Below are 23,033 nucleotides of genomic sequence, written 5' to 3'. Positions count from 1 at the left end.
TATGCATCAGCGGCGACGGCGTGCAAAGGCCGTGGTGAAACAGCCCATCAGTATCGACAAAATGATCATCCCCCACTGGGACAGCGTAGGAATGGGTGATGCAAACCCGATCTGGCTTGCCGGCGAACACACTTCCAGGCCCGGCGTGGCCCCGGTAGCGGCCACTGGCGTCACACAGAAAAACAGGAAGTTGCCCACATCGCCTGCCACCGGGGTATACCCCATCGTTGTGGCGACATTCGTTCCTGCCGCCACGCTGTTGCTGGGGCTGCGCACCCAGCGGAAGGTGGATGCACCCTGCACGTCTGCATTGGCGTCCGTGTAGGTGTAGTTGCCTGTGGCGGGTTGCCCAATGGTCGGCACGCCCGCAACGGACACGGACAGGGCCACGGGGGGCACCTGCGCAACCACCGAGATTTGCACCGTCGCATCGTCACAAAGAGCCGCGTTCGGAGCAGGCAGGCACACCCGGTAGGTGAATGTGTCGGTCCCGCTGAAGCCAGCATTCGGCGTGTAGGTATAGGCACCCGTCGCGCTGTTCAGATTCAGGGTGCCGTTGGCGGTGCTCGCGAGCACCGCGTACGTGGAACCCACCGGGGCGGAATCATTGCCCGTCACCGAAGCATTGAACGGCACCCCTTGGGTGGCGGGGCCTGCATTGTCATCTACCGCATTCGGGCCGACGGTCACTGTGACCGTAGCGGGGACGCAGGTTGCCTGATCAGGTGCTGGCTTGCACTGTTGATAGGTGAACGTATCCTGGCCTGAAACACCAGGTTGCGGCGTGTAGGTGTAGGCCCCCGTGGATGGATCGAGCACCACAGAGCCGTTGGCGGGTGTCGCAACCACGGCAAAAGTGGAGCCAGCCACGGTCGTGTCGTTGGTGGCCACATTGCCCGGCACAGGGGTGTTGAACGGGGTGGTGGCCGTGTCGTCCACCGCGCCGATGGCTCCAGGCGGCAAGGTCACCGTCACGGTTCCAACATCCACCCAGGTGCCTGGCACCGTGGCTGCATCGGTCACGGCCAGGTTGTCCAGCTCGAAGCCCCCTCCTCCAGCGTGGCGGACAACAATGGTCCTGAAATTGACGCTGGCCCCCCGCAGCAACAGGTTGATGTAGCCATAGGGCTCTCCTGTATTGCGACCCGCAGGCGGATTGGGGTTGCCAAAGTAGTCCGCCTTGGCGTACGAATTGCCGTCGATCGCCGTGATGTTGCCGCCCCCACCCAGCAGCGTTGTCAGCGAGTTCGTCGTGAACTGCGCCAACAAGGTGTTGGTGTCGTCATAGAACTCGATGGTGTTGCCGGCATTCCCCGCCGACCACCAGAATCCAACGTACTTCCGGTCGCCAATCAGGGTGATGGTGACCTGGTTGCCGTTTCCTATTGCAAGGTAGTTCCCTGTCCCATCTGCGCCACCGTACTGGTCCGCCGCAGTGCGGTTGACACCCCCGGTGGCACCCGTCCAAGCCCCGATGGCAAAACTCCCCGTCGCACCAATTGCCCCCGCTGCATCCGAGAAGGCTTCAACAATGGCGCCCGATCGCGTCGTGTTCTGTTCGCCGGGCGGTGAAAGGTAGACGTCCAGAGTCTGAGCGCCAGCGTTGAAGCCACTCAGCAAAGAAGCCGCGCAAATCAGCACGGCAGACAAGGTCGGGGGACGCAGCAGAGAACCGGGGAAGCGCATAAATCGGGACAGGCTCAAAAGTGTGGCCGCGATCATAGGGGGAGGCGTTACGCAAAGCGACAATAGCCACCAAAATGCAACACTTGTTGACAATCTGCTACCTAAGGCGGCCGCAAGCTCCAGAGTTATTCCCTCTGAATGCGGGGTCAGCAGCCCCCGTCCCTCACGCCTCCAGCGAGCTCAACCCCATGCTTGCATGCGACCAATCAAGGCGAAAGTGAAGCGCTGCCCGAGTCGCGGACGTGGCCACAATGCCTCTCAGCGCCCACCGCACAACGCGGTTCAGCGCTCGCGCCGAATCAAAGCGCGTGACCGAAACGCCCCAGGCGCGGGGCCCAATTGGCAAGGATGTCGGCCGACACCAGCACCCGGCGCGCCTGGCCGATGAGCAGGTGGCGCGGCACAAACCCGATGTAGCGCGAGTCGGCGCTGTTGTCGCGGTTGTCGCCCAGCACCAGGTATTCGCCCTCGGGCACCGTCACCGGGCCGAAGCTGCGGTGCGCGGTCACGCCCTGCAGCCACTGCACACGGCGCTCGTGGCCCTGCAGGTGCTCCGTCCAGCGGGTGGCGGGCACCTGGGCGCCCCATTCCAGCAGGGTTTCGGTCACCGCCTCGGGCGCGTCATAGCGCGCCGCCTCGCCGTTGAGGTACAGCACCTCGTCGCGCATTTCCACAGTGTCGCCGGGCAACGCCGCAATGCGCTTGATGAGCCGCGTGCCATCGCGCGGCGACGAGAAGGTGACCACATCGCCCCGCTCGGGCTCGCCCAGGCGGGCGAGCACCACATCGGTCAGCGGCAGCTTCAGATCGTAGGCCAGGCGGTTGACAAAAACGACGTCGCCTTCGAGCAGCGTGGGGCGCATGGACCCCGAAGGGATGGGGTTCCAGTCGGCCACCGCCGTGCGGAAGATGCCGAAGCACAGCAGCAGCACGATGAACCCACGGTTCGATTTGATCCAGTTCAGCAGCATGACGACAACTCCAAGTAGCTTCAAAGCAAGCGCTCTGCTCGGATGCGCCCGGTTGCAACTTGGTTCCGTGAGACAGGCCATTGCGAATCTCCCACAGCACTTGCTGTGAGCGCAGCCAATTCCAGTGCACCCGTGGAACCGGCTTTGCCGGGCCACCAGGTGCGTCCCCCTTGGGGGAAGCGGCGAAGCCGCTCAGGGGGGCTTTTTTCTAGCTCGGGGATGCGCCGCGTCATACACCTTGGCCAGGTGCTGAAAATCGAGGCGCGTGTAGACCTGCGTGGTCGTGATGTTGGCGTGGCCCAGCAGCTCCTGCACAGCACGCAGGTCGCCGCTGCTTTGCAGCAGGTGGCTGGCAAATGAGTGGCGCAGCATGTGCGGGTGCACGGGCGTGGTCAGCCCCGCCTGCTGGCTGCGCTGGCGCAGGCGCAGCCAGATCGACTGCGCCGTGAGCCGCTTGCCGCGCTGGCCGACGAACAGTGCGGTGTCAAGCCGCGCCGATCCTTCACCGCCGAAGGGCGTGGCCCGCAGTAGCAGCCAAGCCTGCAGCGCTGCGGTGGCCGCGCGCCCCACGGGCACGCTGCGGCGCTTGCTGCCCTTGCCGAACACATGGGCCTCCCCGGCTTGCAGATCGACCCAGCCCCGGCCTTGGCGCTGGGTGTCGGCATTGGGGATGGCGTCGAGCCCCGCGAGTTCACCCACGCGCAGGCCGCAGCCGTAAAGCAGCTCGACCATCGCCGCATCGCGCGCCTCCAGCCAGGGGTCGGCGCCGGTGTTGTCGAATTCGGCCAGCCGGACGGCGTCATCGACGCCCAGCGCCTTGGGCAGTGGCTTGGGCGCCTTGGGGGCGCGCACGTCCTGCACCGGGTTGTGCGGAATCAGCCCCTGCCGCCCCGCCCAGATGAAAAAACCGCGCCAACCCGAGAGGATGAGCGCAATGCCGCGCCCGCTGCGCCCGCCGCTGTGCATCTGCGCGACAAAACGGCGGATGTGTGCGGTCTGCAGCTGCAGCAGCGGCACGCTGACCGCCGCCGCAAACTGCGCGAGCTTTTCAAGGTCCAGCGCGTAGAGCGTGAGCGTGCGCGCTGCCAGCCGCTTTTCGACGCGCACGTGCTCCAGGTAGCGCAGGACGTGGGGGTCGAGCGTGGTGGGCGCAGTGGGCGTGTCAGACATGGTGACCGAGGCTGAGCCGCCGCAGAGTGGCCGCTGGCCGTCTGGCTACTTCAGACGAAGCAATGCGGCGCTGGCGAGTTCTGCCATGCGCGACAGAAATTCGGTGCCCATCGTGGCATCAAAACGCTGCGGGTCTTGCGAGCCCAGCACCAGCAGGCCAAAGGCGGGCGTGGCGCTGTCGATGGCGCCTGCGCGCAGCGGCAGCAGGGCCAGCGACTGGGCGGGCTCGCCCGCCTCGTTGGCCAGCCAGGCGGCGGGCTCGAAACCCAGGTTGGGGCCGCAGAACGGCATGGTGAGCGACGAGGCGAACGCGCGGGCGTCTTCGCTGGCGCCCTGGGTGAAGTCGGCGTCGATGTACGGCGCGGCCACCTCCCACACACGGACCGCCGCCTGTGGCACGTCGAAAAGGGTGCGCACACCATCCACCACAGCCTGGGGCAGGTCGAACGGGTCGCGCACCTGCAGCAGGCTGCCGGTCCATTGGTGGACCTTGTTGGCAATGGCAGCGTTTTCGGTGCTGTTACGCACCATTTCCATGATGCGCTGCTCCAGGCCCTTGATCTTTTCACGCAGCATTTCGGCCTGTCGCTCCTGCAAGCTCACGGCGCGCGCGCCGTGGGGGCTGGTGATCTGCACGCTGGCCAGCACCTCGGCATGGCGTTCGAAAAAGCCCGGCGTGTTGGTGAGGAACTGGGCGATGTCGTCTTCGGTGATCGGTGGGATGTGGGACGTCATAGGAGGGTGTCAGGAATGTCGATCTGGCCTTCGAACACCGTGGTGGCGGGGCCTGTCATGAAAACGGAATCGGTGTCTGCACCGCTCCAGGCAATGGTGAGGCGTCCGCCGCGCGTGTCTACATGCACCTCGTTATCGAGCAGGCCGAGGCGGATGCCGGCCGACACGGCGGCGCAGGCGCCCGTGCCGCAGGCCAGGGTCTCACCAGCACCGCGCTCGAACACGCGCAGCCGCACATGGGTGCGGTCCACGATCTGCAAAAAGCCTGCATTCACGCGCTGCGGAAAACGCGCGTGGCGCTCGATCAAAGGGCCCGCTTCGGCGACGGGGGCGGTGTCCACGTTGTCCACCAGTTGTACGGCGTGGGGGTTGCCCATGGAGACCACCGCTATCAAAACAGTAGCTACTAGCGCTTTATCATCCAGCGCTAGAGGCCATTTTTGCCCTGATCCTTGCTCTACAGGGCTCAGGCCGCTGGCATCGAACGGTACCTGCGCGGGATCGAACTGCGGGCGGCCCATGTCCACGGTGACACGGCCATCGGGCGTGAGACGGGGGGCAATCACGCCGCTTTTGGTCTGCACCCGCAGGGTGTCTTTGCCCGACAGGCCTTTGTCGTGCACAAAGCGCGCAAAGCAGCGGGCGCCGTTGCCACACTGCTCCACCTCTCCGCCATCGGCGTTGTGGATCACGTATTCGAAGTCGATACCGTCAGCGGGCGAAGGACGCACGGTGAGGATCTGGTCGGCCCCCACGCCGAAGTGGCGGTCGGCCAGAAAACGGTATTGGGCGGTGCTGAGCCCCAGGCGGCCCTGGGTTTCGTCGAGCACCACGAAATCGTTGCCCGCGCCCTGCATTTTGGTGAAGCGAATCTGCATCCGCCAGATTATCGTCGGTGGGCCGCCAATAACCTCAGGCAGCGCCGGTTTCACGGCCCCATTAGGCTTGCGCTCTTTGGGCACCGCTCTGGCTGCCACCCGCCAAGGACTCTTTGATGCCCGATCTTTCCGCCTTCGCCGTCACCCACAAATGGCCCGCCCAGCACCCCGACCGCCTCCAGCTGTATTCGCTGCCCACGCCCAACGGCGTGAAGGTGTCGATTGCGCTCGAAGAGCTGGGCCTGCCGTATGAACCCCACCTGGTGAGCTTTGACACCAACGACCAGACTTCGCCCGAGTTCCTGTCGCTCAACCCCAACAACAAGATCCCCGCCATCCTCGACCCCAACGGCCCGGGCGGCCAGCCGCTGGCGCTGTTCGAATCCGGCGCCATCCTGTTGTACTTGGCCGAGAAAACCGGCCAGCTGATCCCGCAGGATGCCGCTGCGCGCTATGAAACCATCCAGTGGGTGATGTGGCAGATGGGCGGCCTGGGCCCCATGTTTGGCCAACTGGGGTTCTTCCACAAGTTTGCCGGCAAGGACTATGAAGACAAGCGCCCGCGCGACCGCTATGTGGCCGAATCCAAACGCCTGCTGGGCGTGCTGAACCAGCGCCTGGCAGGCCGCCAGTGGGTGATGGGCGACCAGTACACCATTGCCGACATCGCCATCCTGCCCTGGGTGCGCAACCTGATTGGTTTCTACGGCGCGGGCGACCTGGTGGAGTTTGGCCAGTTCACCGACGTGCAGCGCGTGCTGGACGTGTTTGTGGCACGCCCTGCGGTGGTCAGGGGTCTGGCAATTCCGGCACGCGGCTGAGCGAGGAGAGGGTGCGCGCTGGCGCTTTCTTTCTCGCCCGCCCTTGATATTGATCATGCCCGCCAGCCTGCCGCACGGCCGCCGCGCACCTACGATGGACCTCCTTAAAAAAACAGGGAGTACCTCATGGGATTAACCGTCAACGTTCTGGACGATCTGGGCGCGCACAACCTTCAGGCAGCTGCCCAGGCGGCACTGCAGGAGACCAACGCCATCGCGCTGATCGAGCTGCTGGAGATGCTGTGGAGCTGCGACGTGGAAGGCGCCAACGCCGTCATTGATGCGGTGCTGCTGCGCCTGCAGCAGCTGCGGGCGTTGCGCTGAGTGGTCAAACCCAGCACACCCGCCGTAGTACGGCCCATGGGCCGTACCGAAGTGGGACGTGTGCACACGGCGCGCCTCCCCTCGATAATGGCCCGATGCCCCGCACCAGCCAACAACTGCACCCCTACCGCGAACCTGTAGCCACCCGCCTGGCCGCCACTGTGCTGCTGCTGCGCGATGCACCCGGCAATGCGGAAGGCATCGAAGTCCTCATGACCCGGCGTTCCGACAAGGCCAGCTTTGCACCGGGTGCCTATGTGTTCCCGGGCGGGGGCATCGATGCGCTGGATGCGCAATCGCACTCCGCCGCCGACCGCCGCCCCACCCAAAGCGACCTGCACCTCACCCAGGCCATCGCCGCCATCCGTGAGAGTTTTGAAGAACTGGGTGTGCTGCTGGCCCGCCATGCCGACGGCCCCCGCAAGGGGTTGATGGCCGATGCGCAGGACATTGCCGCCATCGACCGCCACCAGCCCTTTGTGGCGCAATGCACCGCGCGCGGCCTGCGGCTGGCGGCCGACAGCGTTTTCATGCTGGCCCACTGGATCACCGACCGCGACCTGCCGCGCCGCTTCGACGTGCCATTTCTCGTCGCCCGCATGCCCGAGGGCCAGGAGCCTGTGGCTGACGAGGCCGAGCAGTTCGAGCCCGTCTGGGTGCGCCCGGCCGATGCGCTGGCACGGCATGAGGCGGGGCAGTTCTTCATGATCTTTCCGACCATCCGCACACTGCAGCGGCTGGCCACGTTTGCCACCACCCAGGCCGTGTTTGATGCACTGGCCCACGAGTTGCCCCTGTGGACCAGCTGCCCGCGCGCGGGCACGCTGGCGGGCAAGGAAGCGCGGTACATGGAAAGCGACATGCCCTACGGCGAGCTGGCCCTGGTGTGCCCCGACGGCCAGATCGTGCACCCGCTGGACTGGCAAACCGAGCGCCCCGTGCCGCTGCTGCGCAACGTACAGCGGTTGACCGCCCCCAACCCGGGCGTGATGACCGGCCCCGGCACCAACAGCTACCTGGTGGGCGACCCGGCCACGGGCTATATCGCCGTCGACCCCGGCCCGGCAGACCCCGAACACCTGGACAAGCTCTGGCGCGCCGCCGGGGGCGACATCCGCATGATCGTGTGCACCCACTCGCACCCCGACCACTCGCCCGGCGCCGCGCCGCTGCAGGCACTGTGTGTGCAGGCGGGCAAAGCCCGGCCCCCCATCCTGGGCCTGCCCTCGGCGCCCACCGCGCGCACGGCCAGCACATTCACACCCGACAGATCGCTACAAAATAATGAGCTACTCGCGCTTGATGGACAAGCGCCAGAGGGCAATATTACCCATACTTTGCAGGTCATCCACACCCCGGGCCACGCCGCCAACCACCTGTGCCTGCTGCTGGTGGAAGACGCCCTGCTGTTCAGCGGTGACCACATCCTGAACGGCAGCACCACGGTGGTGGACCCACCCGACGGCAACATGGCCGACTACCTCGATTCGCTGGACAAGCTCGACGCCGTGTGCGCCGAGCATGGCGTGGAGTTCATCCTGCCTGCGCACGGTTATGTTCTGGGCGATGCCCGCGGCGCCATCGCCAAGCTCAAGGCCCACCGCCTGGCGCGCGAGGCCAAGGTGCTGGCCGCCATGCAGGCGCTGCCCCAGGGCAGCATGGAAGACTGGGTGCGGCACGCCTACGCCGACGTGCCGCCGCGCATGTGGCCCGTTGCGCAGCGCTCGCTCCTGGCGCATGTGGAGCGCATTCGAGCACAACAGCCCGGGAACAATTGATGCCCCCTGAGTCGCTACGCGCCTTCCCCCTCAGGGGGACGCCACCAGTGGCCCGGCAAAGCCGGTTCCACCAAGGCACTGGCATGCGGCAGCACCCGTATTGAAGGCACCGCCGACAATCACGCATTTGTCCCTTCGATTCCCATAGGCGAATGCCTACCTTCCTCACCCCATGACCGACAAGAACCCCGACCCCTCCCACATACGCCTGGCCAAGCGTGTGGCCGACCAACTGAACTGCTCGCGCAGCACGGCCGAGCAGTTCGTCGAAGGCGGCTTTGTGAGTGTGGACGGCCAGGTGGTGGAAGCCCCCGGCGCACGCGTGCGCCCCGACCAGGCCGTGACGGTGGCGCCAGACGCCAGCCTGCTGGAGTTGACCCCGGTGACCTTGCTGCTACACAAGCCAGTGGGGTTTGAAGCGGGCCTGGGTCTGCCCGCCGGGCAGGCGGCCCATGCCAGCCGCAGCCAGGGCGCCACTGCGGCCACCACCCTGCTGGGCCCGGCATCCCACCTGCCTGAGGACGCCTCAGGCATCCGTGTGCTGCAGCGCCACTTCAAGCAGCTGGAATGTTTCACCCCGCTGCCCACCGAGGCCAGTGGCTTGGTGGTCTACACGCAGGACAAGCGCATCGCGCGCAAGCTGGCGGAAGACATCGAGTCGCTGGAGCAGGAGTGCATCGTGGAGGTAAAAGGCGACATTGCACCGAACGGGCTGCAGCGCCTGTGCCACGGCCTCTCGTTCAACGGCCGCCCGCTGCCGCCCATCAAGGTGAGCTGGCAAAACGAGACCAAGCTGCGCTTTGCCCTCAAGGGCATCCGCCCCGGCCAGATCCCGGCCATGTGCGAGGCCGTGGGCCTGGCCGTGGTGGCCTTGAAGCGCATCCGCATCGGCCGCGTGCCGCTGGCGAAGGTGCCTGAAGGGCAGTGGCGGTATTTGCAGCCTTGGGAAAGATTTTGAATCCCCCCTGAGTCGCCTTCGGCGCCGTCCCCCCCGGGGGGACGCCACCGGTGGCCTGGCAAAGCCAGTTCCACGGTGGCACTGGTCTGGCCGCGCGCCCCGTGGCTACGTCGGTGCGACCGTCCGCTTGGCGACCCTGCCGACGGGTTCGGTATCAGACCAACCCAAACCGTTCACGCTGAGCTTGTCGAAGCACGGTGCCAAGCTTGGACATGCTCGGCCCGAACGGTAAGCCCCAGCTTCCAAGCGACAAGTTCGCAGCTATCAAACTCATAGCTGCCAGCGCTTGTTGGAAAAGCGCCAGATGCCAATTTGGCATAAATTTTTCTTCCACTGACCGCTGCTACACTGCGCGGCAAACAGGAGGGAGTTCATGAGCCAAGTTTCATCAGACAGAGACAGCGCTGCGGGGCCGATGTCTACGTTCATGCCGCAGAACATCGATGCACACCCGATGGAGTTCACGGGCAGCGGGGGCGAATACTTCCGGGTGTGGATCGTCAACGTGCTGCTGTCCATCGTCACGCTGGGCATCTACACCCCCTGGGCCCGGCGCCGCACGGCGCAGTACTTCTACAGCCACACGCTGGTGGCGGGCAGCCCGCTCGAATTCACTGCGCAGCAGCGCAAGATGGTGATGGGCTTCGTGCTGCTGATGCTCATCACCCTGGCCTACAACATCGCGGCCAACACGGGGCAGGATGCTGCCGTGGGCGTCTTGCTGCTGACGGGCGCCGTGCTCTCGCCGCTGATCTGGGGCAGTGCCATGCGCTTTCGGCTGGGCGCCACGCGCTGGCGCGGCCTGCGCCTGCAGTTCACCGCCCACTGGAAAGAGGTGTACCTCGCGAGCTGGCCTCTGTTTGCGCTGGCATTGGTTTGGTTTGGCGTGTTTTTTGGCATGCAGATCCTGTCACCCGAACTGGCCGACGTCTTGCAGGAGGTGGAGGACGAAGCCGCCAACCCCAAGATGCCTTCGTTCACCCCGGCCATGGGCGCCCTGCTGCTGCTGGGCCTGGTGCTGACCGTGCTGTGCTTCATCCGCCTGGAATACAACTACAAGAGCCTGCTGGTGCTCAAGGCCCAGGTAGGCGCCGAAAAAGGCCGCTGGAAGCCGGTGTACATGGATTTCGTCAAGGTGTGGCTGGCCACGGTGGCCGTTTTCGTGCTGACCGTGGTGGGGTTCTCGGTGCTGATTGGCGTGCTGGCGGGCAGCTCCATCGCCCTGTTCGCCGGTCAGAGCAGCCGCATGGGCCTGTGGATGATTCTGGTGATTATCGTGTCCATCATCGCGGGCATCTTCATGCTGATCCTGGCGTCGGCCCCCGCCCGCGCCTACCGCGAGGCGCGCATGTTCCAGCTCATGTGGAACAACATCGGCGTGAGCCATGTGGCACGGTTCAAGTGCCACCTCAAGAGCGGCAGCTACGTGGGGCTGCGCATCAAGAACATGCTGCTCACCCTGCTCACACTCGGCCTCTACCGCCCGTTTGCGCGGGTGAGTGAATACCGCATGAAATGCGAATCCGTCACCCTGCACGTCAAGGGCGGCGTGGAACAGGTGGCGGGCGCCATGGTGCGCCAGCAGCAAAACGGCCTGGGCGATGCGCTGGCCGATGCGGCAGGCCTGGACCTCATCGGTTGAGCATGCCCGCCCCCGTGAACACAGACCTGCTCCAAGGACGCTGGTTCGACGGCCAGAGCAGCAGAGCCCGCCCCGTGATGGTGAGCCTGCGGCCCACGCCGCAGGGCCCGTCGCTGGTGCTGCACCCGCTCTCACAGCCGGGCGCCGAGCCGGTCTTGTTCGCCTGGAAGGACGTGGGCTGGCCGGAGGCCTGGAACGAGCGCAAGCCCCAGCCCCGGGTGGTCGTGGACCTGCGGGACCACGGCAGCCTGGAGATCGATGCCGTGAGCGACTGGCGTGCCGCCCTCGCAGCCGCTGGCGAGCGCCCCGGCCTGGCCCAGCGCATGCAGACCCGCTGGCCCGTACTGCTGGGTGTCACGGCTGCCGCCGTCATCGGCCTCACGCTGTTCTACCGCTATGGCACGCCCTGGGCCGCCACACAGCTCACCCGCTTTGTGCCCCTGGGCTGGGAAACCAGCGTGGCCGAGAACGTGCTCAAGCAGATGGACGACGGCACCTTGAAGCCCAGCAAGCTCCCCAAGGAGCGGCAGGAGCAGCTCAAGGCCCGCTTTGACGCCCTGGTGCAGCAGACGCCCACAACCATGCACCGCTACCCCGACTACCGTCCGCCGCTGTCGCTGGAGTTCCGATCAGGCATGGGCGCCAATGCGTTTGCCCTGCCCGGCGGCAAGATCGTGATGACCGACGGCATCGTGAAAACCGCCACCGACCAGGGCCTGCCCGACGACGCCCTGGTGGGCGTGCTGGCCCACGAGATCGGCCATGTGGTGTACCGCCACACCACGCGCATGGTGGTGGAACAAGGCGTGCTCAACATGGGCCTGGGCCTGGCGCTCGGGGACGTGTCGACGGTGGTGTCCACAGGCGCATCGGTGCTCACCGGCCTGGCCTACAGCCGCAGCCACGAACGCGAAGCTGACTGCTACGCCATCGCCCTCATGAACCACACGGCCCTGCCCACGGCGCCCATGGGCAAGCTGCTGCTGGCCATTGCCCACGACGAAGAGGAAGAAGAAGAAAACAAGAAGAAAGAACAAGAGAAAGCAGGCCAGGACAAGACGGCTGCACCCAAGGCAGACCCCGGCGCCAGCAGCCCCGAACGCTCGCGCCAGCGCAAGACGGCAGAAGAGATGGCCTCGCATCCCGTGTGGTCGCTGCTCAGCAGCCACCCCGACACCGTGGCGCGAGCCAGCGAGCTGGAAAAGGGGCATGCGCCTCATTGCACGAAAAACTGAGCCAGCCCCCGCCCCTTGCTGGGCAAGGCCGGCTTATTCCCGCCATCGGCAGAGCTTGAGGCGCGAAGGGCCTGGGAACCGCGGTGGGGAAACCGGGGATGGGAAATAAAGTGTGAAGCGCGCCGATAAGCCGGATTCTGTGCACCACGGTTGCCCGCAGTGTGACCGCCATTAATCTGGGCCGGGTGTCGCCACCACGGCTCGGTGCTACCTACCCGCCAACTCTGCGGAACCACATCAACGTTGGCCTACTTGGTATTGCTGCGCGTAGAGATTGCCCGTTTCACCCCCGGTGGTTTGCCTTGCGGCACTCCCCCGGGACTCGTCTCTGTTGCTCTGATCCTCACCTCACGGTGGGCAGCCGTTAGCTGCTACGCTGTCCTGTGCAGTCCGGACGTTCCTCCAGTGCCTGGTTTCCCAGATTGCACCAGCGGCGGTCTGGCGCGCTTCACGCTGGCGATTATCGCATCGCCACTGGCCATGGCGCACTGCGCACTGCGATGCGCCATCCGCAAGCTGCACCTGTCTCAAAAATCCACTTAGTGCGCCTCGGTAGGCGGGTGGCCACTTGTCGACTTGCCTGAGTCGCTTTCCGGCTTTGCATGCATAAACGGTAAGCAGCCATTGAAAACGGGGCCTAGATCGTGACAGGCCGCGCAATGACTACTTACAGGATGAAACCAGAAACACTGTCTCACTGGTAATCACACATATGGCGCCACGGGTTCTCAATGGGCACACTGGCCCCGCACCGTTTACCACAGCAACATCAGGAGGAATGCCGATGAACGTGACTGCAACGACCCATGCGGGAGGAGTTCCGGGTGGCCACGGGGTCAATGAAGATTTGATCATCAAGGACGGCTTTATCGTCGACCCACGCGTAGTCGATAAGCGCGTTGCGGCACTGGAACACGGCGCTATGACCAGGGTCGATGCCATCGTGCTGCACCAAACCGACAGCAGCACCATGAATCTAGAACACGCCAAGACCGACGGGATCGGCGCGCACTTCTACATCGAAAAAGACGGCACCATTTACCAAACTGCGCGACTGGACCAGAGCGTCTACAGCGTCGGAAAAATCCGCTCCCGATGCGATGACAGCCGAACCTGCAGCAAAGAAGAGAAAACGGCGATCGACACGCTCATGAACTCGTCTGCAAGCTACGGCGCCAAAGTCAAAGCGCTCAACACCCGGGAGCAGGCCAAGGCCTACCCCGATCGATATCCAACCAACGGTGACTCCGTGGCCATTGAAGTGGTAGCCAAGTTCGACCCGAAGACAAAACTGTTCGAACGTCCCACGGCAGAGCAGACGGAATCGCTGAAATGGCTGACGCAGGCATTGGGTAGCCACTACGGGCTGGACTTGCAAACGGACGTTTACCGTCACTCCGACATCTCTTACAAACAGGCCGATGAGGCCAAGAGCCTGGTGTTCCAATGAGGGTGGCGCTGATCACCCTCTTGTCTTGTTGGGCCTGCGCGTCCGCAGTGGCACAGCCATCCAACCTTCATTGGGTACAGAGTTTCGCCGTCAAAGAAGGCACACGTAACCGCTGCGAAGCACCGCGCTTCAGTGAAGCCGAATTAAGGACGTACTTTCTGCACGAAGCCAAGCGCGTCCCGGAAGAAGGGTTCGCGCAACGTGACTGGTCTGGCTGCTACGCGGAAGGGTTCGCAGTAAACGCTCAGGGCGAACGCCAACTTCACTGGCAGCTCGACCTGCTGGGAACAGGAATCATCACCTGGACAGATGGCCAGACTCACCATTTCGCGCGCGAGCAGTGAGACGTTTCCCGCATCACCGCCCTGCTGCGCGGCTGGGCGCTGCCCCGCCAGCCATCGTAGGGAGGCCGCCGAGGCTTGCGCTGCAAACACCGCGCGGGACCACGCGCTGTGTCTAATGGCGTCGTCCCAACCATGACGGGAACGACGCCGAAGTCAACCGCTCCCAGTCCAGCCCAAACCGCGCCAGGTACTTGCGCAGCCGGTCCGCATCATTGACCACCGTGCGCTGCGTGCGCGAGGCTTGGAACAGCAGGCGCCCTGCGTCCGACAGGGTGCGGGCCTGGCGGCAGACCTGCAGCACGGCAGCGAGTTGCAGCTGGTCGAAGAGATCCATGGACTCCACGGCATCCTTGCCGAGCAGATCCGAGAGATCGTCACGGCCCAGCGTACCGGGCGTGGACGCCAAACCGTTGCGCGCATCGCTGGCGGGTTGCCACAGCCAGCGCAGGCGGGCCATTTCGGCCTCGACCAGGGACAGGCCAATGCGGCCGCTGTCGGCCAGCGTGGCCAGGCGCGTCACGCTGGCCGAAAGGTCGCGGAAGTTGCCGGTCCACAGGGCCTCCGGCGACTGGGCGTAGCGCAGGTAGGCCGCGCGCGCCTCGTTGGAAAAGCGCACGCTGCGGCCCAGCTCGGTGCCTGCGCGGGCCAGCTGGTGGTCCACATTAGGTTCGATGTCTTCAGGCCGCTGCGCCAGGCCCGGCAGCACATAGCTCCAGAGGTTGATGCGCGCATACAGGTCTTCGCGAAAGCGCCCGGCCGCCACCTCGGTGCGCAGGTCGCGGTTGGTGCCGGCGATCAGCTCGAAGTCGCTGGCCACCTCGCGGTCGCTGCCCATGGGGTAGAAGCGCTTTTCCTCCACCGCCTTGAGCAGCATGGCCTGCTCGTCCAGGCCCAGTTCGCCAATCTCGTCGAGGAACAGCACGCCCTTGTGTGCCATGCGCAGCAAACCCGCACGGTCGGCTGCCGCACCCGTGAAAGCGCCCTTTTTGTGGCCGAACAGCGTGGATGCCGCGCCGTCGCCATGCAGCGTGGCGCAGTTCACCTCCACAAATTCGCCCTCGACCTGGTGGCGCGCCTTCTTCAGCTCGTACATGCGCCGCGCCAGGTGCGACTTGCCCGCGCCCGTGGGCCCGGTGAACAGGATGGGCGCGCGCGAGCGCACCGCCACGCGCTCCACCTCGTCGATCAGCGCGTTGAAGCGCGCGTTGCGCGTGGCAATACCGCTTTTGAGGAACTGCACCGCGTCCTGCTGCTCGGCGCCAAAGCGCTGCGCGATCACGTCGTAGCGCGAGAGGTCCAGGTCGATCAGCGTGTAGCTGCCCGGGTCGCCCATCTGCTGGCGTTTGGGCGGCGAGGTCTGCGCCAGTACGCCCGGAATGCGGCGCGACTCCACCAGCAGGAACAGGCAGATCTGCGCCACGTGGGTGCCAGTGGTGATGTGGGTCCAGTATTCCTCGCGCTCGGTGTCAAAGCGGTAGGCCTGGGTCCAGTCAAACAGCTTGGCGTACACCTCGCCAAAGTCCCACGGGTCGGCAATGGGCAGGGGTACCAGGTTCACCGTGGTTTCGGGGGACGCCACGGCCATGTCTGCGCGCACTTGGTGCGCCAGGTCCTGGTGCGGGGGCGTGTAGAGCAGCTCCAGCCGCTCGATCACCACGTCCTCATGCTGCACCAGCGATACGGTGGGGCGCCACTTCTCCCACCGGCCCGCGCCCCGGCCGGAGTCGAGCTGGGTGCCAAGGAAACCGATCACGACTTTGTTTTTGCGCATGCTGTTTATCTATTTAGCTAGATTTAATTCTATTAATTTCAAATTCATCTAAGAAGCAAAAAATCTTACGGATGAATTTCCCTATACAAATCAACGACTTGAAGAAATTCAACCGACAAAAATCAGGCTGGCACACATCTGGCAATAGATAAGACATCCAGCGCAGGCGGTGACCGCTCACAGGCCGGGGTTAGGACCAACGTTCGCCCCGCCGGTGCAGGGAATCCGGGCTCTCAAGGCCCTGTCGATTCCCCGCATGCCGCACACCGTGAGCGCTGGGTAACGGCACGGCAGTGGTAGCCATCCCGAAAGGGGTGCCGGGTTCGACTCCCGGCTTGCCTCCATTGGTAGCTCATTGGTAGAGCACCCTCGCAAGAGGGCTGTAGCAGGTTCGACTCCTGCCCATTCATCCGACCGAAGGGTTGGAACTGAGAAACGGTCGAAAGACCACCCGCCGAACGCGGGGAGTTGTCCCAGGGTTGCGCCTCTTTTGGACGCAACCGCAAGGCAAGACCCCGTCAGCCGGTGGCGGTTTGTGCCAGCACCCGGCACAGCCCGCGCCCGCAGCCAGCCACGCTGCCGCCCTGCTTGCAGGGCAGCAACCACGGCGCACTGCAGGGCCCTGGCTGTGCCCCCTGGCACCCCGCCATTGCTGTAACGGCACCCTGATTGCAACGACAACGAAGAAGTAACGACAACGACAGAACAAGGAGAAGAAAAATGATGAAGCTGATCGAACGAGTGACCGTGAAGAAAAACGAACGCGCCCTGCTGCTGCGCAACGGCAGCTTTGACCGCGTGCTCCAAAGCGGCACCTACTGGCTGTTTGCCGGCATGGACCAGTTGCGGGTAGAGACCTTCGCCCTCGAACAACCTGCGTTCACCCACGGCCTGGCCGACTACCTGATGGCGCAGGAGCCTGCCGTGGTGGCTGCCGAATTCGTGCAAGTGAACCTGTCGGAGCAGCAAGTGGGCCTGCGCAGCGAAAACGGCGTGCTGGTCGAGGTGCTGCCCCCTGGCACCCGCCGCCTTTATTGGAAAGGCTTGGTGGAGGTGAACGTGCAGGTGATCGACCTCGACGCTGGCCCCGAGCTGCCCGCCGCCCTGGTGGCGCGCCTCACGCACACACAACTGCGCCAGCGCAGCGTGACCGGATTGACCGGCGTGCTGCAGGTGCAGGTGCCCGAGGGCCAGTGCGCGCTGCTCACCATCGACGGCAAAGTGGATCGGCTGCTGCCTGCAGGCGCCTATGCGTTCTGGAAGTACGGCCGCACCATCGCCGTGGAGCTGGTGGACCTGCGCCTGCAAGCCGTGGAGGTATCGGGCCAGGACATCATGACCCGCGACAAGGTGAGCCTGCGGCTGAATCTGTCTGCCACCTTTCGCTACACCGATGTGCTGCGTGCCTTTGCCCAGTTGCAAAAGCCTGCCGACCACCTGTATCGCGAACTGCAGTTTGCGCTGCGCGCCGCCGTGGGCACCCGCACGCTCGATGAGCTGCTGGAGAACAAGACGGTGATCGACGACGTGGTGACTGCGCACATGGCTACCAAGCTCATGCCTTTTGGCATGGTGATGGAAAGCGTTGGCGTGAAGGACATCGTGCTGCCCGGCGAGATGAAAGCCATCCTGACCCAGGTGGTGCAGGCAGAAAAACAGGCCCAGGCCAACGTGATCCGCCGCCGCGAAGAGACCGCCGCTACGCGCTCGCTGCTCAACACGGCGAAGGTGATGGAGGACAACCCCGTCGCCCTGCGCATGAAGGAGCTGGAGACGCTGGAACGTGTGGCGGAGCGCATCGACAAGATATCGGTGTTTGGTGGACTGGACCAGGTGCTGAACGGCCTGGTGAAGATGCGCTGAAAGAGAACCATGAAAAAGAAACCAACGACTGCTGCAATGCCTCTGGAAGCCGCCACACAGGCGGTCTACCAGACCTTTGCGAAATACCAGGCACCGCATGGGCTGCTGGATGTCTGCACCGGCTGCTGCATGGATGCCGAACTGGAGCGCGAGATGCGATGCCTGCCGCTGCGCCAACTGACGCGGGAACACTTTTATCAATACAACGACTCTGCCAAGAGCCAGGTACAGCCCGCGGACGAGATCAAGTACTACCTGCCTCGCATGCTGGAATTGCTGGCGCAAGGAGCCCGATTGCACCACTCCACCGAGATCTATCTCGACCGGCTGGGGCGTTGCCTTGCCGATGCCTACTCATCTGACGAGAGGGCTGCCGTGCTGGGTTATGCACGGGCATTCTTCGCCGAGGGTCTGGCGCAGTGGGAGCCGGACAGCGAAGGCCTTTTCCAGGGAGAGCACGCATTCAGCATCCTGCTGATGTGGGACTACGCCGGAGTATCCATACAGCCCTTGCTGGGCGACTGGTTGGCAGACGACCGCGAAGCGGCGACGCTGAACTTTGTAGATTCCTATTACTGGGAATACTGGACGAATGGCGGAGCGATCTCCAACGCGTTTGCCGAGGCGCCCTTTCATGCCGCCATGCAGGCATGGCTGAATGATCCGCAAGTCAAAGCCGCGTGGGCACACAAGCTATTGAAGCTGACAGAGGACGGGACACCCGCCGACTGGCGCCCGGCATGCGCCAAATGCGGCCAGATCCACTACCCGCTGACCGAACGCATTGCAGCTGTCTTTGATGCAATGGCCAGCTGAAGATGAACAACAGAACAGGAAAAAACATGAACAACTACGAACAACATGAAGTCCCCAACGGCGTGCCCGTGAAGATGTGGACCAACGGCGTGCCCGTGGAAGAAGAAGCCCGCAACCAGCTGCGCAACATCGCGCGCCTGCCCATCGTTTTCAAGCATGTGGCGGTGATGCCCGATGTGCACCTCGGGATTGGCGCCACCATCGGCTCGGTGGTACCCACCCTCAAGGCCATCATCCCCGCTGCGGTGGGGGTGGATCTGGGGTGCGGAATGATGGCGTGCAAGACCACGCTGACGGCCAGCGACCTGCCCGACAACCTGTCCGGCGTGCGCGCCGCCATCGAACGCGCGGTGCCGGCGGGGATGACGCCCAAACGCATGGGCCGCGATAAAGGCAGCTGGGACACCCCGCCCGCCGAGACCGACCTCGCCTGGGCCGGGCTGGTGGATGAGTTCGAGGAAATTTGCGAGGCGCACCCGCGCATCAAGAACACCAACAACTACAAGCACCTGGGGACGCTGGGAACGGGTAACCACTTCATCGAGATCTGCCTGGACGAACACCAGTCCGTGTGGGTGATGCTGCACTCCGGCTCACGCGGGGTGGGGAACGCCATCGGCACCCACTTCATCGAGCTGGCCAAGAAGGACGCCGAGATGAACCAACGCAACCTGCCGGACAAAGACCTGGCCTACTTCGAGGAAGGCGCACAGTATTTCGGTGACTACGTAAAGGCCGTGGGGTGGGCACAAAAGTTTGCCGCCGCCAACCGCGAAGTGATGATGGGCCGCGTGATTGCCGCGCTGCGCACGGTGATCACCAAGCCGTTCGAAACGCACGTGGAAGCCGTGAACTGCCACCACAACTACGTGCAGCGCGAGACGCACTTCGGGCAAGACGTTTTCGTGACCCGCAAGGGCGCGGTGAGTGCCGAGCAGGGCAAGCTGGGGATCATCCCGGGGAGCATGGGGGCCAAAAGTTTCATCGTGCGCGGAAAAGGCAACCCCGAGAGCTTCAACAGCTGCAGCCACGGCGCAGGCCGCACCATGAGCCGTACCAAGGCCAAGAAGATGTTCACGGTCGCGGACCAGATCAAGGCGACCGAAGGCGTGGAATGCCGCAAGGATGCCGACGTGATCGATGAGATTCCGATGGCCTACAAGAACATTGACGCGGTGATGGCGGCGCAGCAGGATCTGGTGGAGGTGGTTTACACACTCAAGCAGGTCGTCTGCGTAAAAGGGTAACCCTCCTGAGCCGCTGCGCGGCTTCCCTCCAGGGGGACGACGCCCTCGCTGCGGGGCGGCCCTTGCTTGGCGTCTCTCGCCTGGGCCGCGACAGTTGCGAATGATTTCGACATTACTACATTTTTAATAGCTGCTAGCGCTTATCCAATAAGCGCTACAGCCAATTCTCATGCATAAATCAGAACAAAAACAAGAACTCCTGCGTTCCGCCCACCCGGTGGAGCCCCACATGCGCGCGCAAGTGCTTGAGGCCTTGCAGCGCATCGAAGCCACGCACAACGTAACGGTGCTCTTCGCGTGCGAGTCCGGCAGCCGCGGCTGGGGCTTTGCCTCGCCCGACAGCGACTACGACGTGCGCTTCATCTACGTGAACCGGCTGCCGTGGTACCTCACGGTGGCGCCCGGGCGCGACGTGATCGAGCTGCCGATCAGCGGCGACCTGGATGTGAACGGCTGGGACCTGCGCAAGGCACTGGGCTTGATGCGTGAATCGAACCCCACGCTGCTCGAATGGCTGGGCTCACCCATCGTGTACCGCGAAGAGGCGGACACCATGGCGCAGTTCCGCGCGCTGGCGGCGCAAGTGTTCTCCAACGCCAAGGGCTGGCACCACTACGCCTCCATGGCCAAGAAGAACTTTCGTGAGCATTTGCAGGCCGATGAGGTGCGCTACAAGAAGTACCTCTACGTGCTGCGCCCGCTGCTGGCTGCACGCTGGATACGCACGCAGCCCGGCGTGCCGCCCATGCGCTTTGCCGAGCTGGCCCAGCACACGCTGCACCCCGTGCACGATGCGGCGCTGGTCGATGAGATCAATGCACTGCTAGAGGTGAAGATGCGCGCGGGCGAAGCCGCCACCAGCCCACGCTGGCCCCGCATCCATGCGTTCATCGAAGCCGAACTGGCGCGCAACGCGGCCGAGCCTGTGCAAGCCTTGCCGGTACCGGGCCATGCCGCGCTGGACGCGTTGCTGTACGACACGGTGTTGCACTACGACGCCCGGAACGCGGGTGCAGCGGAGACATCGCCATGACGGAATTGACCTTGTCCCCCCTCACCCTCGACGGCTCCACCGGCGAAGGCGGCGGCCAGATCCTCCGCACCGGCCTGGCCCTTGCCATGGTCACCGGCCGGCCGCTGCACATCACACGCATCCGCGCCGGGCGGCCCAAGCCGGGGCTGATGCGCCAGCACCTGGCCTGCGTGCAGGCGGCCATGGCCGTGTGCGGTGGGCAGGCCGACGGGGCCGAGCTGGGGTCGCAAACGCTGTTGTTCACGCCCAGCGCTGTGCGCGCAGGCGACTACCGCTTTCAGATCGCGACGGCGGGCAGTTGCCTGCTGGTGCTGCAGACGGTGTTGCCCGCGTTGATGCTGGCCGATGGAGAAAGCCGCGTGCAACTCTCGGGCGGCACGCACAACCCGATGGCGCCGCCGTTTGACTTTCTGGAGCGGGCGTTTGCACCGCTGGTGCGGCGGCTGGGCGTGGGCCTGGATCTGCAACTGCAGCGGCGCGGCTTCTACCCCGCCGGGGGTGGCGAGCTGCTGGCGCACATCACGCCCGCAGCGCTGCCGTTGACGCCCGTGGATGTGCTGGAGCGCGGCCCGCTGCAAGACGCCTGGGGCGAGGCACTGGTGCCGGGCCTGGCGCGCAACATTGCCACGCGGGAGCTGGACGCGCTGGGCCAGCGCATGGGCTGGACCTTTGAATCCGGCCGACTGCGCCAGCCCCCTACGCGCCAGAACGAAGGCCCGGGCAACGCGTTGATCGCCACGCTGGAGTACGAGCACATCACCGAGGTGTTCTGCCAGCTGGGCGAGCGCAGCCTGTCGGCCGAGCAGGTTGCCAAGCGGCTGGTGGATGAGGTGCGCGCCTACCAGCGCAGCGCGGGTACCCTGGGTCCGCACCTGGCCGATCAGTGGATGCTGCCGCTGGCCCTGGCGGTGTGGCGCAGCGGGCAGGCCGCGCGCTACACCTGCACGGAGGTGACGCAGCACACGGCGACCAACGCACAGACGATTGCGCGGGGGCTGCCGGTGCGGGTGCAAATCACGCCGGTGGACAAAGCCATGCTGGTGGAGATCAGCCCGCAGCTGTAAGCCGGGTTGCAGAGACTGGGGTGGATGCCTTGGCTATATCCATATCACCAAGGCTGTAGAACAACTGGTTCAGAATGCGCGTGGTGCCGCAATGCCAGCCCGGGAACTCGTTCGCTTGAGTTTGTGGAAGAGTTCGCCATCGCGCCCCGCTTCGACAGACTCAGCCCGAACGGATTTGTTCTGAAGGGCTGGATTGGATCAACCCCCTTCTTTGCCACTCACAGGAGACGCCATGAAAGTTGACAATATTCTGCAAACCATCGGCAACACGCCCCACGTGCGCATCAACCGCCTGTTTGGCCCGGCGGCCAACGTGTGGGTGAAGTCCGAGCGCAGCAACCCTGGCGGCTCCATCAAGGACCGCATCGCACTGTCGATGGTGGAAGACGCTGAAAAGTCCGGCGCCCTGCAGCCCGGCGGCACCATCATCGAGCCCACCAGCGGCAACACCGGCATCGGCCTGGCACTGGTCGCGGCCGTCAAGGGCTACAAGCTGATTCTGGTGATGCCCGACAGCATGAGCATCGAGCGCCGCCGCCTGATGCTGGCCTATGGCGCGCAGTTTGACCTGACCCCGCGCGAAAAGGGCATGAAGGGCGCGATTGCCCGCGCACAAGAACTGCAGGCGCAGACACCCGGCGCGTGGGTTCCCCAGCAGTTCGAGAACCCCGCCAACATCGATGTGCATGTGCGCACCACGGCGCAGGAGATCCTGGCGGACTTCCCCGATGGCATCGACGTGCTGATCACCGGCGTGGGCACGGGCGGCCACATCACCGGCGTGGCACGGGTGCTCAAGGCAAAGTTTCCGAATCTCAAGGTGTTTGCGGTGGAGCCCACGGCCTCGCCCGTAATCTCGGGGGGCGCACCGTCGCCCCACCCCATCCAGGGCATTGGCGCGGGGTTCATCCCCAAGAACCTCGACACCAGCCTGCTCGACGGTGTGATCCAGGTCGATGCCGAACCGGCCCGTGAATACGCACGCCGCTCTGCGCGCGAAGAGGGCATTCTGGTGGGCATCTCGTCGGGCGCCACGCTGGCCGCCATTGCACAAAAGCTGCCCGAGCTGCCTGCGGGCGCCAAGGTGCTGGGCTTCAACTACGACACGGGCGAGCGCTACCTGTCGGTCGAAGGGTTCCTGCCGGCGTAAGCGCCGCTGCCGCCAGAGCAGCACTTTGCAGAACGAAATGGGGCTATCAGGCCCCATTTTTTTCGTCCCCAGCAGCACAAAACCACGGCCAGCCGTC

Annotated in this window: 20 protein-coding genes, 1 tRNA gene and 1 other RNA gene; 15 read left to right on the top strand and 7 right to left on the bottom strand. The window is 64.6% G+C overall.

Annotation, left to right across the window (positions count from 1 at the left end; translation table 11 throughout):
• Positions 1-6: 6 nt before the first annotated feature.
• The 5 genes from AC2YJX_RS18920 to dapF all read right to left on the bottom strand — a co-directional run bounded on the left by AC2YJX_RS18920 (position 7) and on the right by dapF (position 5,440).
• On the bottom strand, positions 7-1,779 hold the full coding sequence (locus AC2YJX_RS18920; protein ID WP_487256950.1) for an IPTL-CTERM sorting domain-containing protein: 1,773 nt from the start codon (positions 1,777-1,779) through the stop codon (positions 7-9).
• Positions 1,780-1,985: 206 nt separating this feature from the next.
• Entirely contained in the window at positions 1,986-2,657 is a 672-nt protein-coding gene (gene lepB, locus AC2YJX_RS18915; protein WP_487256949.1) for a signal peptidase I, read from the bottom strand.
• 192 nt (positions 2,658-2,849) lie between these two features.
• Positions 2,850-3,827 (bottom strand): tyrosine recombinase XerC, encoded by a 978-nt coding sequence (locus AC2YJX_RS18910; protein ID WP_306555974.1) that lies wholly within the window; start codon positions 3,825-3,827, stop codon positions 2,850-2,852.
• Positions 3,828-3,872: 45 nt separating this feature from the next.
• Entirely contained in the window at positions 3,873-4,562 is a 690-nt protein-coding gene (locus tag AC2YJX_RS18905) for a DUF484 family protein (protein WP_055399608.1), read from the bottom strand.
• Complete coding sequence (dapF, locus tag AC2YJX_RS18900) at positions 4,559-5,440, bottom strand: diaminopimelate epimerase (protein ID WP_487256948.1); 882 nt, start codon at positions 5,438-5,440, stop codon at positions 4,559-4,561. The genes AC2YJX_RS18905 and dapF overlap by 4 nt, the downstream gene beginning before the upstream one ends.
• Before the next feature lie 116 nt (positions 5,441-5,556).
• Between dapF and AC2YJX_RS18895 the strand changes: the two genes are divergently transcribed.
• From AC2YJX_RS18895 to AC2YJX_RS18870, 6 genes are all read left to right on the top strand, one after another.
• Positions 5,557-6,261, top strand: a complete 705-nt coding sequence (locus tag AC2YJX_RS18895; RefSeq protein ID WP_487256947.1) for a glutathione S-transferase N-terminal domain-containing protein — start codon at positions 5,557-5,559, stop codon at positions 6,259-6,261.
• Positions 6,262-6,387: 126 nt separating this feature from the next.
• Positions 6,388-6,585 (top strand): hypothetical protein, encoded by a 198-nt coding sequence (locus AC2YJX_RS18890; protein WP_055399614.1) that lies wholly within the window; start codon positions 6,388-6,390, stop codon positions 6,583-6,585.
• Positions 6,586-6,680: 95 nt separating this feature from the next.
• Complete coding sequence (locus AC2YJX_RS18885) at positions 6,681-8,363, top strand: MBL fold metallo-hydrolase (protein WP_487256946.1); 1,683 nt, start codon at positions 6,681-6,683, stop codon at positions 8,361-8,363.
• Between the two features lie 172 nt (positions 8,364-8,535).
• Entirely contained in the window at positions 8,536-9,321 is a 786-nt protein-coding gene (locus AC2YJX_RS18880; RefSeq protein WP_487256945.1) for an rRNA pseudouridine synthase, read from the top strand.
• 373 nt (positions 9,322-9,694) lie between these two features.
• Positions 9,695-10,963: a YjgN family protein gene (locus AC2YJX_RS18875; protein WP_487256944.1), complete on the top strand. Its 1,269-nt coding sequence runs from the start codon at positions 9,695-9,697 to the stop codon at positions 10,961-10,963.
• Between the two features lie 2 nt (positions 10,964-10,965).
• A complete protein-coding gene (locus AC2YJX_RS18870) occupies positions 10,966-12,198 on the top strand; it encodes a M48 family metallopeptidase (protein ID WP_487256943.1) in 1,233 nt (410 codons plus the stop codon).
• A gap of 110 nt (positions 12,199-12,308) precedes the next feature.
• Here AC2YJX_RS18870 and rnpB read toward each other — a convergent pair.
• Positions 12,309-12,648: RNase P RNA component class A (gene rnpB / locus AC2YJX_RS18865), an RNA gene on the bottom strand.
• A 334-nt stretch (positions 12,649-12,982) separates the two neighbouring features.
• Here rnpB and AC2YJX_RS18860 point away from each other — a divergent pair.
• Positions 12,983-13,648 (top strand): peptidoglycan recognition protein family protein, encoded by a 666-nt coding sequence (locus tag AC2YJX_RS18860; protein ID WP_158603839.1) that lies wholly within the window; start codon positions 12,983-12,985, stop codon positions 13,646-13,648.
• A 2-nt stretch (positions 13,649-13,650) separates the two neighbouring features.
• Positions 13,651-13,992: a hypothetical protein gene (locus AC2YJX_RS18855; protein ID WP_487256942.1), complete on the top strand. Its 342-nt coding sequence runs from the start codon at positions 13,651-13,653 to the stop codon at positions 13,990-13,992.
• A gap of 112 nt (positions 13,993-14,104) precedes the next feature.
• Here the strand turns inward: AC2YJX_RS18855 and rtcR are convergent, their stop codons facing one another.
• Positions 14,105-15,763: an RNA repair transcriptional activator RtcR gene (rtcR, locus tag AC2YJX_RS18850; RefSeq protein ID WP_487256941.1), complete on the bottom strand. Its 1,659-nt coding sequence runs from the start codon at positions 15,761-15,763 to the stop codon at positions 14,105-14,107.
• 346 nt (positions 15,764-16,109) lie between these two features.
• Between rtcR and AC2YJX_RS18845 the strand changes: the two genes are divergently transcribed.
• From AC2YJX_RS18845 to cysK, 7 genes are all read left to right on the top strand, one after another.
• Positions 16,110-16,173: transfer RNA gene (locus tag AC2YJX_RS18845), tRNA-OTHER, on the top strand.
• A gap of 313 nt (positions 16,174-16,486) precedes the next feature.
• Positions 16,487-17,626 carry a slipin family protein gene (locus tag AC2YJX_RS18840; protein WP_487256987.1) on the top strand — a complete coding sequence of 380 codons (1,140 nt, stop codon included), beginning with the start codon at positions 16,487-16,489 and terminating at the stop codon, positions 17,624-17,626.
• Positions 17,627-17,635: 9 nt separating this feature from the next.
• On the top strand, positions 17,636-18,442 hold the full coding sequence (locus AC2YJX_RS18835; protein ID WP_436130255.1) for a hypothetical protein: 807 nt from the start codon (positions 17,636-17,638) through the stop codon (positions 18,440-18,442).
• Between the two features lie 26 nt (positions 18,443-18,468).
• Complete coding sequence (locus tag AC2YJX_RS18830; RefSeq protein ID WP_487256940.1) at positions 18,469-19,689, top strand: RtcB family protein; 1,221 nt, start codon at positions 18,469-18,471, stop codon at positions 19,687-19,689.
• Between the two features lie 169 nt (positions 19,690-19,858).
• Entirely contained in the window at positions 19,859-20,722 is an 864-nt protein-coding gene (locus AC2YJX_RS18825) for a nucleotidyltransferase domain-containing protein (protein ID WP_121507561.1), read from the top strand.
• The gene (rtcA, locus tag AC2YJX_RS18820) at positions 20,719-21,786 is read left to right on the top strand and encodes an RNA 3'-terminal phosphate cyclase (RefSeq protein ID WP_487256939.1); all 1,068 of its coding nucleotides are present in this window, start codon (positions 20,719-20,721) and stop codon (positions 21,784-21,786) included. The genes AC2YJX_RS18825 and rtcA overlap by 4 nt, the downstream gene beginning before the upstream one ends.
• Before the next feature lie 232 nt (positions 21,787-22,018).
• On the top strand, positions 22,019-22,936 hold the full coding sequence (cysK, locus tag AC2YJX_RS18815) for a cysteine synthase A (protein ID WP_055399638.1): 918 nt from the start codon (positions 22,019-22,021) through the stop codon (positions 22,934-22,936).
• Positions 22,937-23,033: the final 97 nt, after the last annotated feature.

This window comes from Acidovorax sp. SRI_002, assembly GCF_057586455.1.
This window is presented reverse-complemented; position numbering and strand designations above follow the sequence as displayed.

Coding starts and splice junctions, on each gene's coding strand:
- AC2YJX_RS18835 (WP_436130255.1), top strand. CDS start 17,636: ATGAAAAAGAAACCAACGACTGCTGCAATGCCTCTGGAAGCCGCCACA.
- AC2YJX_RS18825 (WP_121507561.1), top strand. CDS start 19,859: ATGCATAAATCAGAACAAAAACAAGAACTCCTGCGTTCCGCCCACCCG.
- lepB (WP_487256949.1), bottom strand. CDS start 2,657: ATGCTGCTGAACTGGATCAAATCGAACCGTGGGTTCATCGTGCTGCTG.
- AC2YJX_RS18885 (WP_487256946.1), top strand. CDS start 6,681: ATGCCCCGCACCAGCCAACAACTGCACCCCTACCGCGAACCTGTAGCC.
- rtcA (WP_487256939.1), top strand. CDS start 20,719: ATGACGGAATTGACCTTGTCCCCCCTCACCCTCGACGGCTCCACCGGC.
- AC2YJX_RS18890 (WP_055399614.1), top strand. CDS start 6,388: ATGGGATTAACCGTCAACGTTCTGGACGATCTGGGCGCGCACAACCTT.
- cysK (WP_055399638.1), top strand. CDS start 22,019: ATGAAAGTTGACAATATTCTGCAAACCATCGGCAACACGCCCCACGTG.
- AC2YJX_RS18905 (WP_055399608.1), bottom strand. CDS start 4,562: ATGACGTCCCACATCCCACCGATCACCGAAGACGACATCGCCCAGTTC.
- AC2YJX_RS18910 (WP_306555974.1), bottom strand. CDS start 3,827: ATGTCTGACACGCCCACTGCGCCCACCACGCTCGACCCCCACGTCCTG.
- AC2YJX_RS18840 (WP_487256987.1), top strand. CDS start 16,487: ATGAAGCTGATCGAACGAGTGACCGTGAAGAAAAACGAACGCGCCCTG.
- AC2YJX_RS18860 (WP_158603839.1), top strand. CDS start 12,983: ATGAACGTGACTGCAACGACCCATGCGGGAGGAGTTCCGGGTGGCCAC.
- AC2YJX_RS18870 (WP_487256943.1), top strand. CDS start 10,966: ATGCCCGCCCCCGTGAACACAGACCTGCTCCAAGGACGCTGGTTCGAC.
- rtcR (WP_487256941.1), bottom strand. CDS start 15,763: ATGCGCAAAAACAAAGTCGTGATCGGTTTCCTTGGCACCCAGCTCGAC.
- AC2YJX_RS18880 (WP_487256945.1), top strand. CDS start 8,536: ATGACCGACAAGAACCCCGACCCCTCCCACATACGCCTGGCCAAGCGT.
- AC2YJX_RS18830 (WP_487256940.1), top strand. CDS start 18,469: ATGAACAACTACGAACAACATGAAGTCCCCAACGGCGTGCCCGTGAAG.
- AC2YJX_RS18895 (WP_487256947.1), top strand. CDS start 5,557: ATGCCCGATCTTTCCGCCTTCGCCGTCACCCACAAATGGCCCGCCCAG.
- AC2YJX_RS18875 (WP_487256944.1), top strand. CDS start 9,695: ATGAGCCAAGTTTCATCAGACAGAGACAGCGCTGCGGGGCCGATGTCT.
- dapF (WP_487256948.1), bottom strand. CDS start 5,440: ATGCAGATTCGCTTCACCAAAATGCAGGGCGCGGGCAACGATTTCGTG.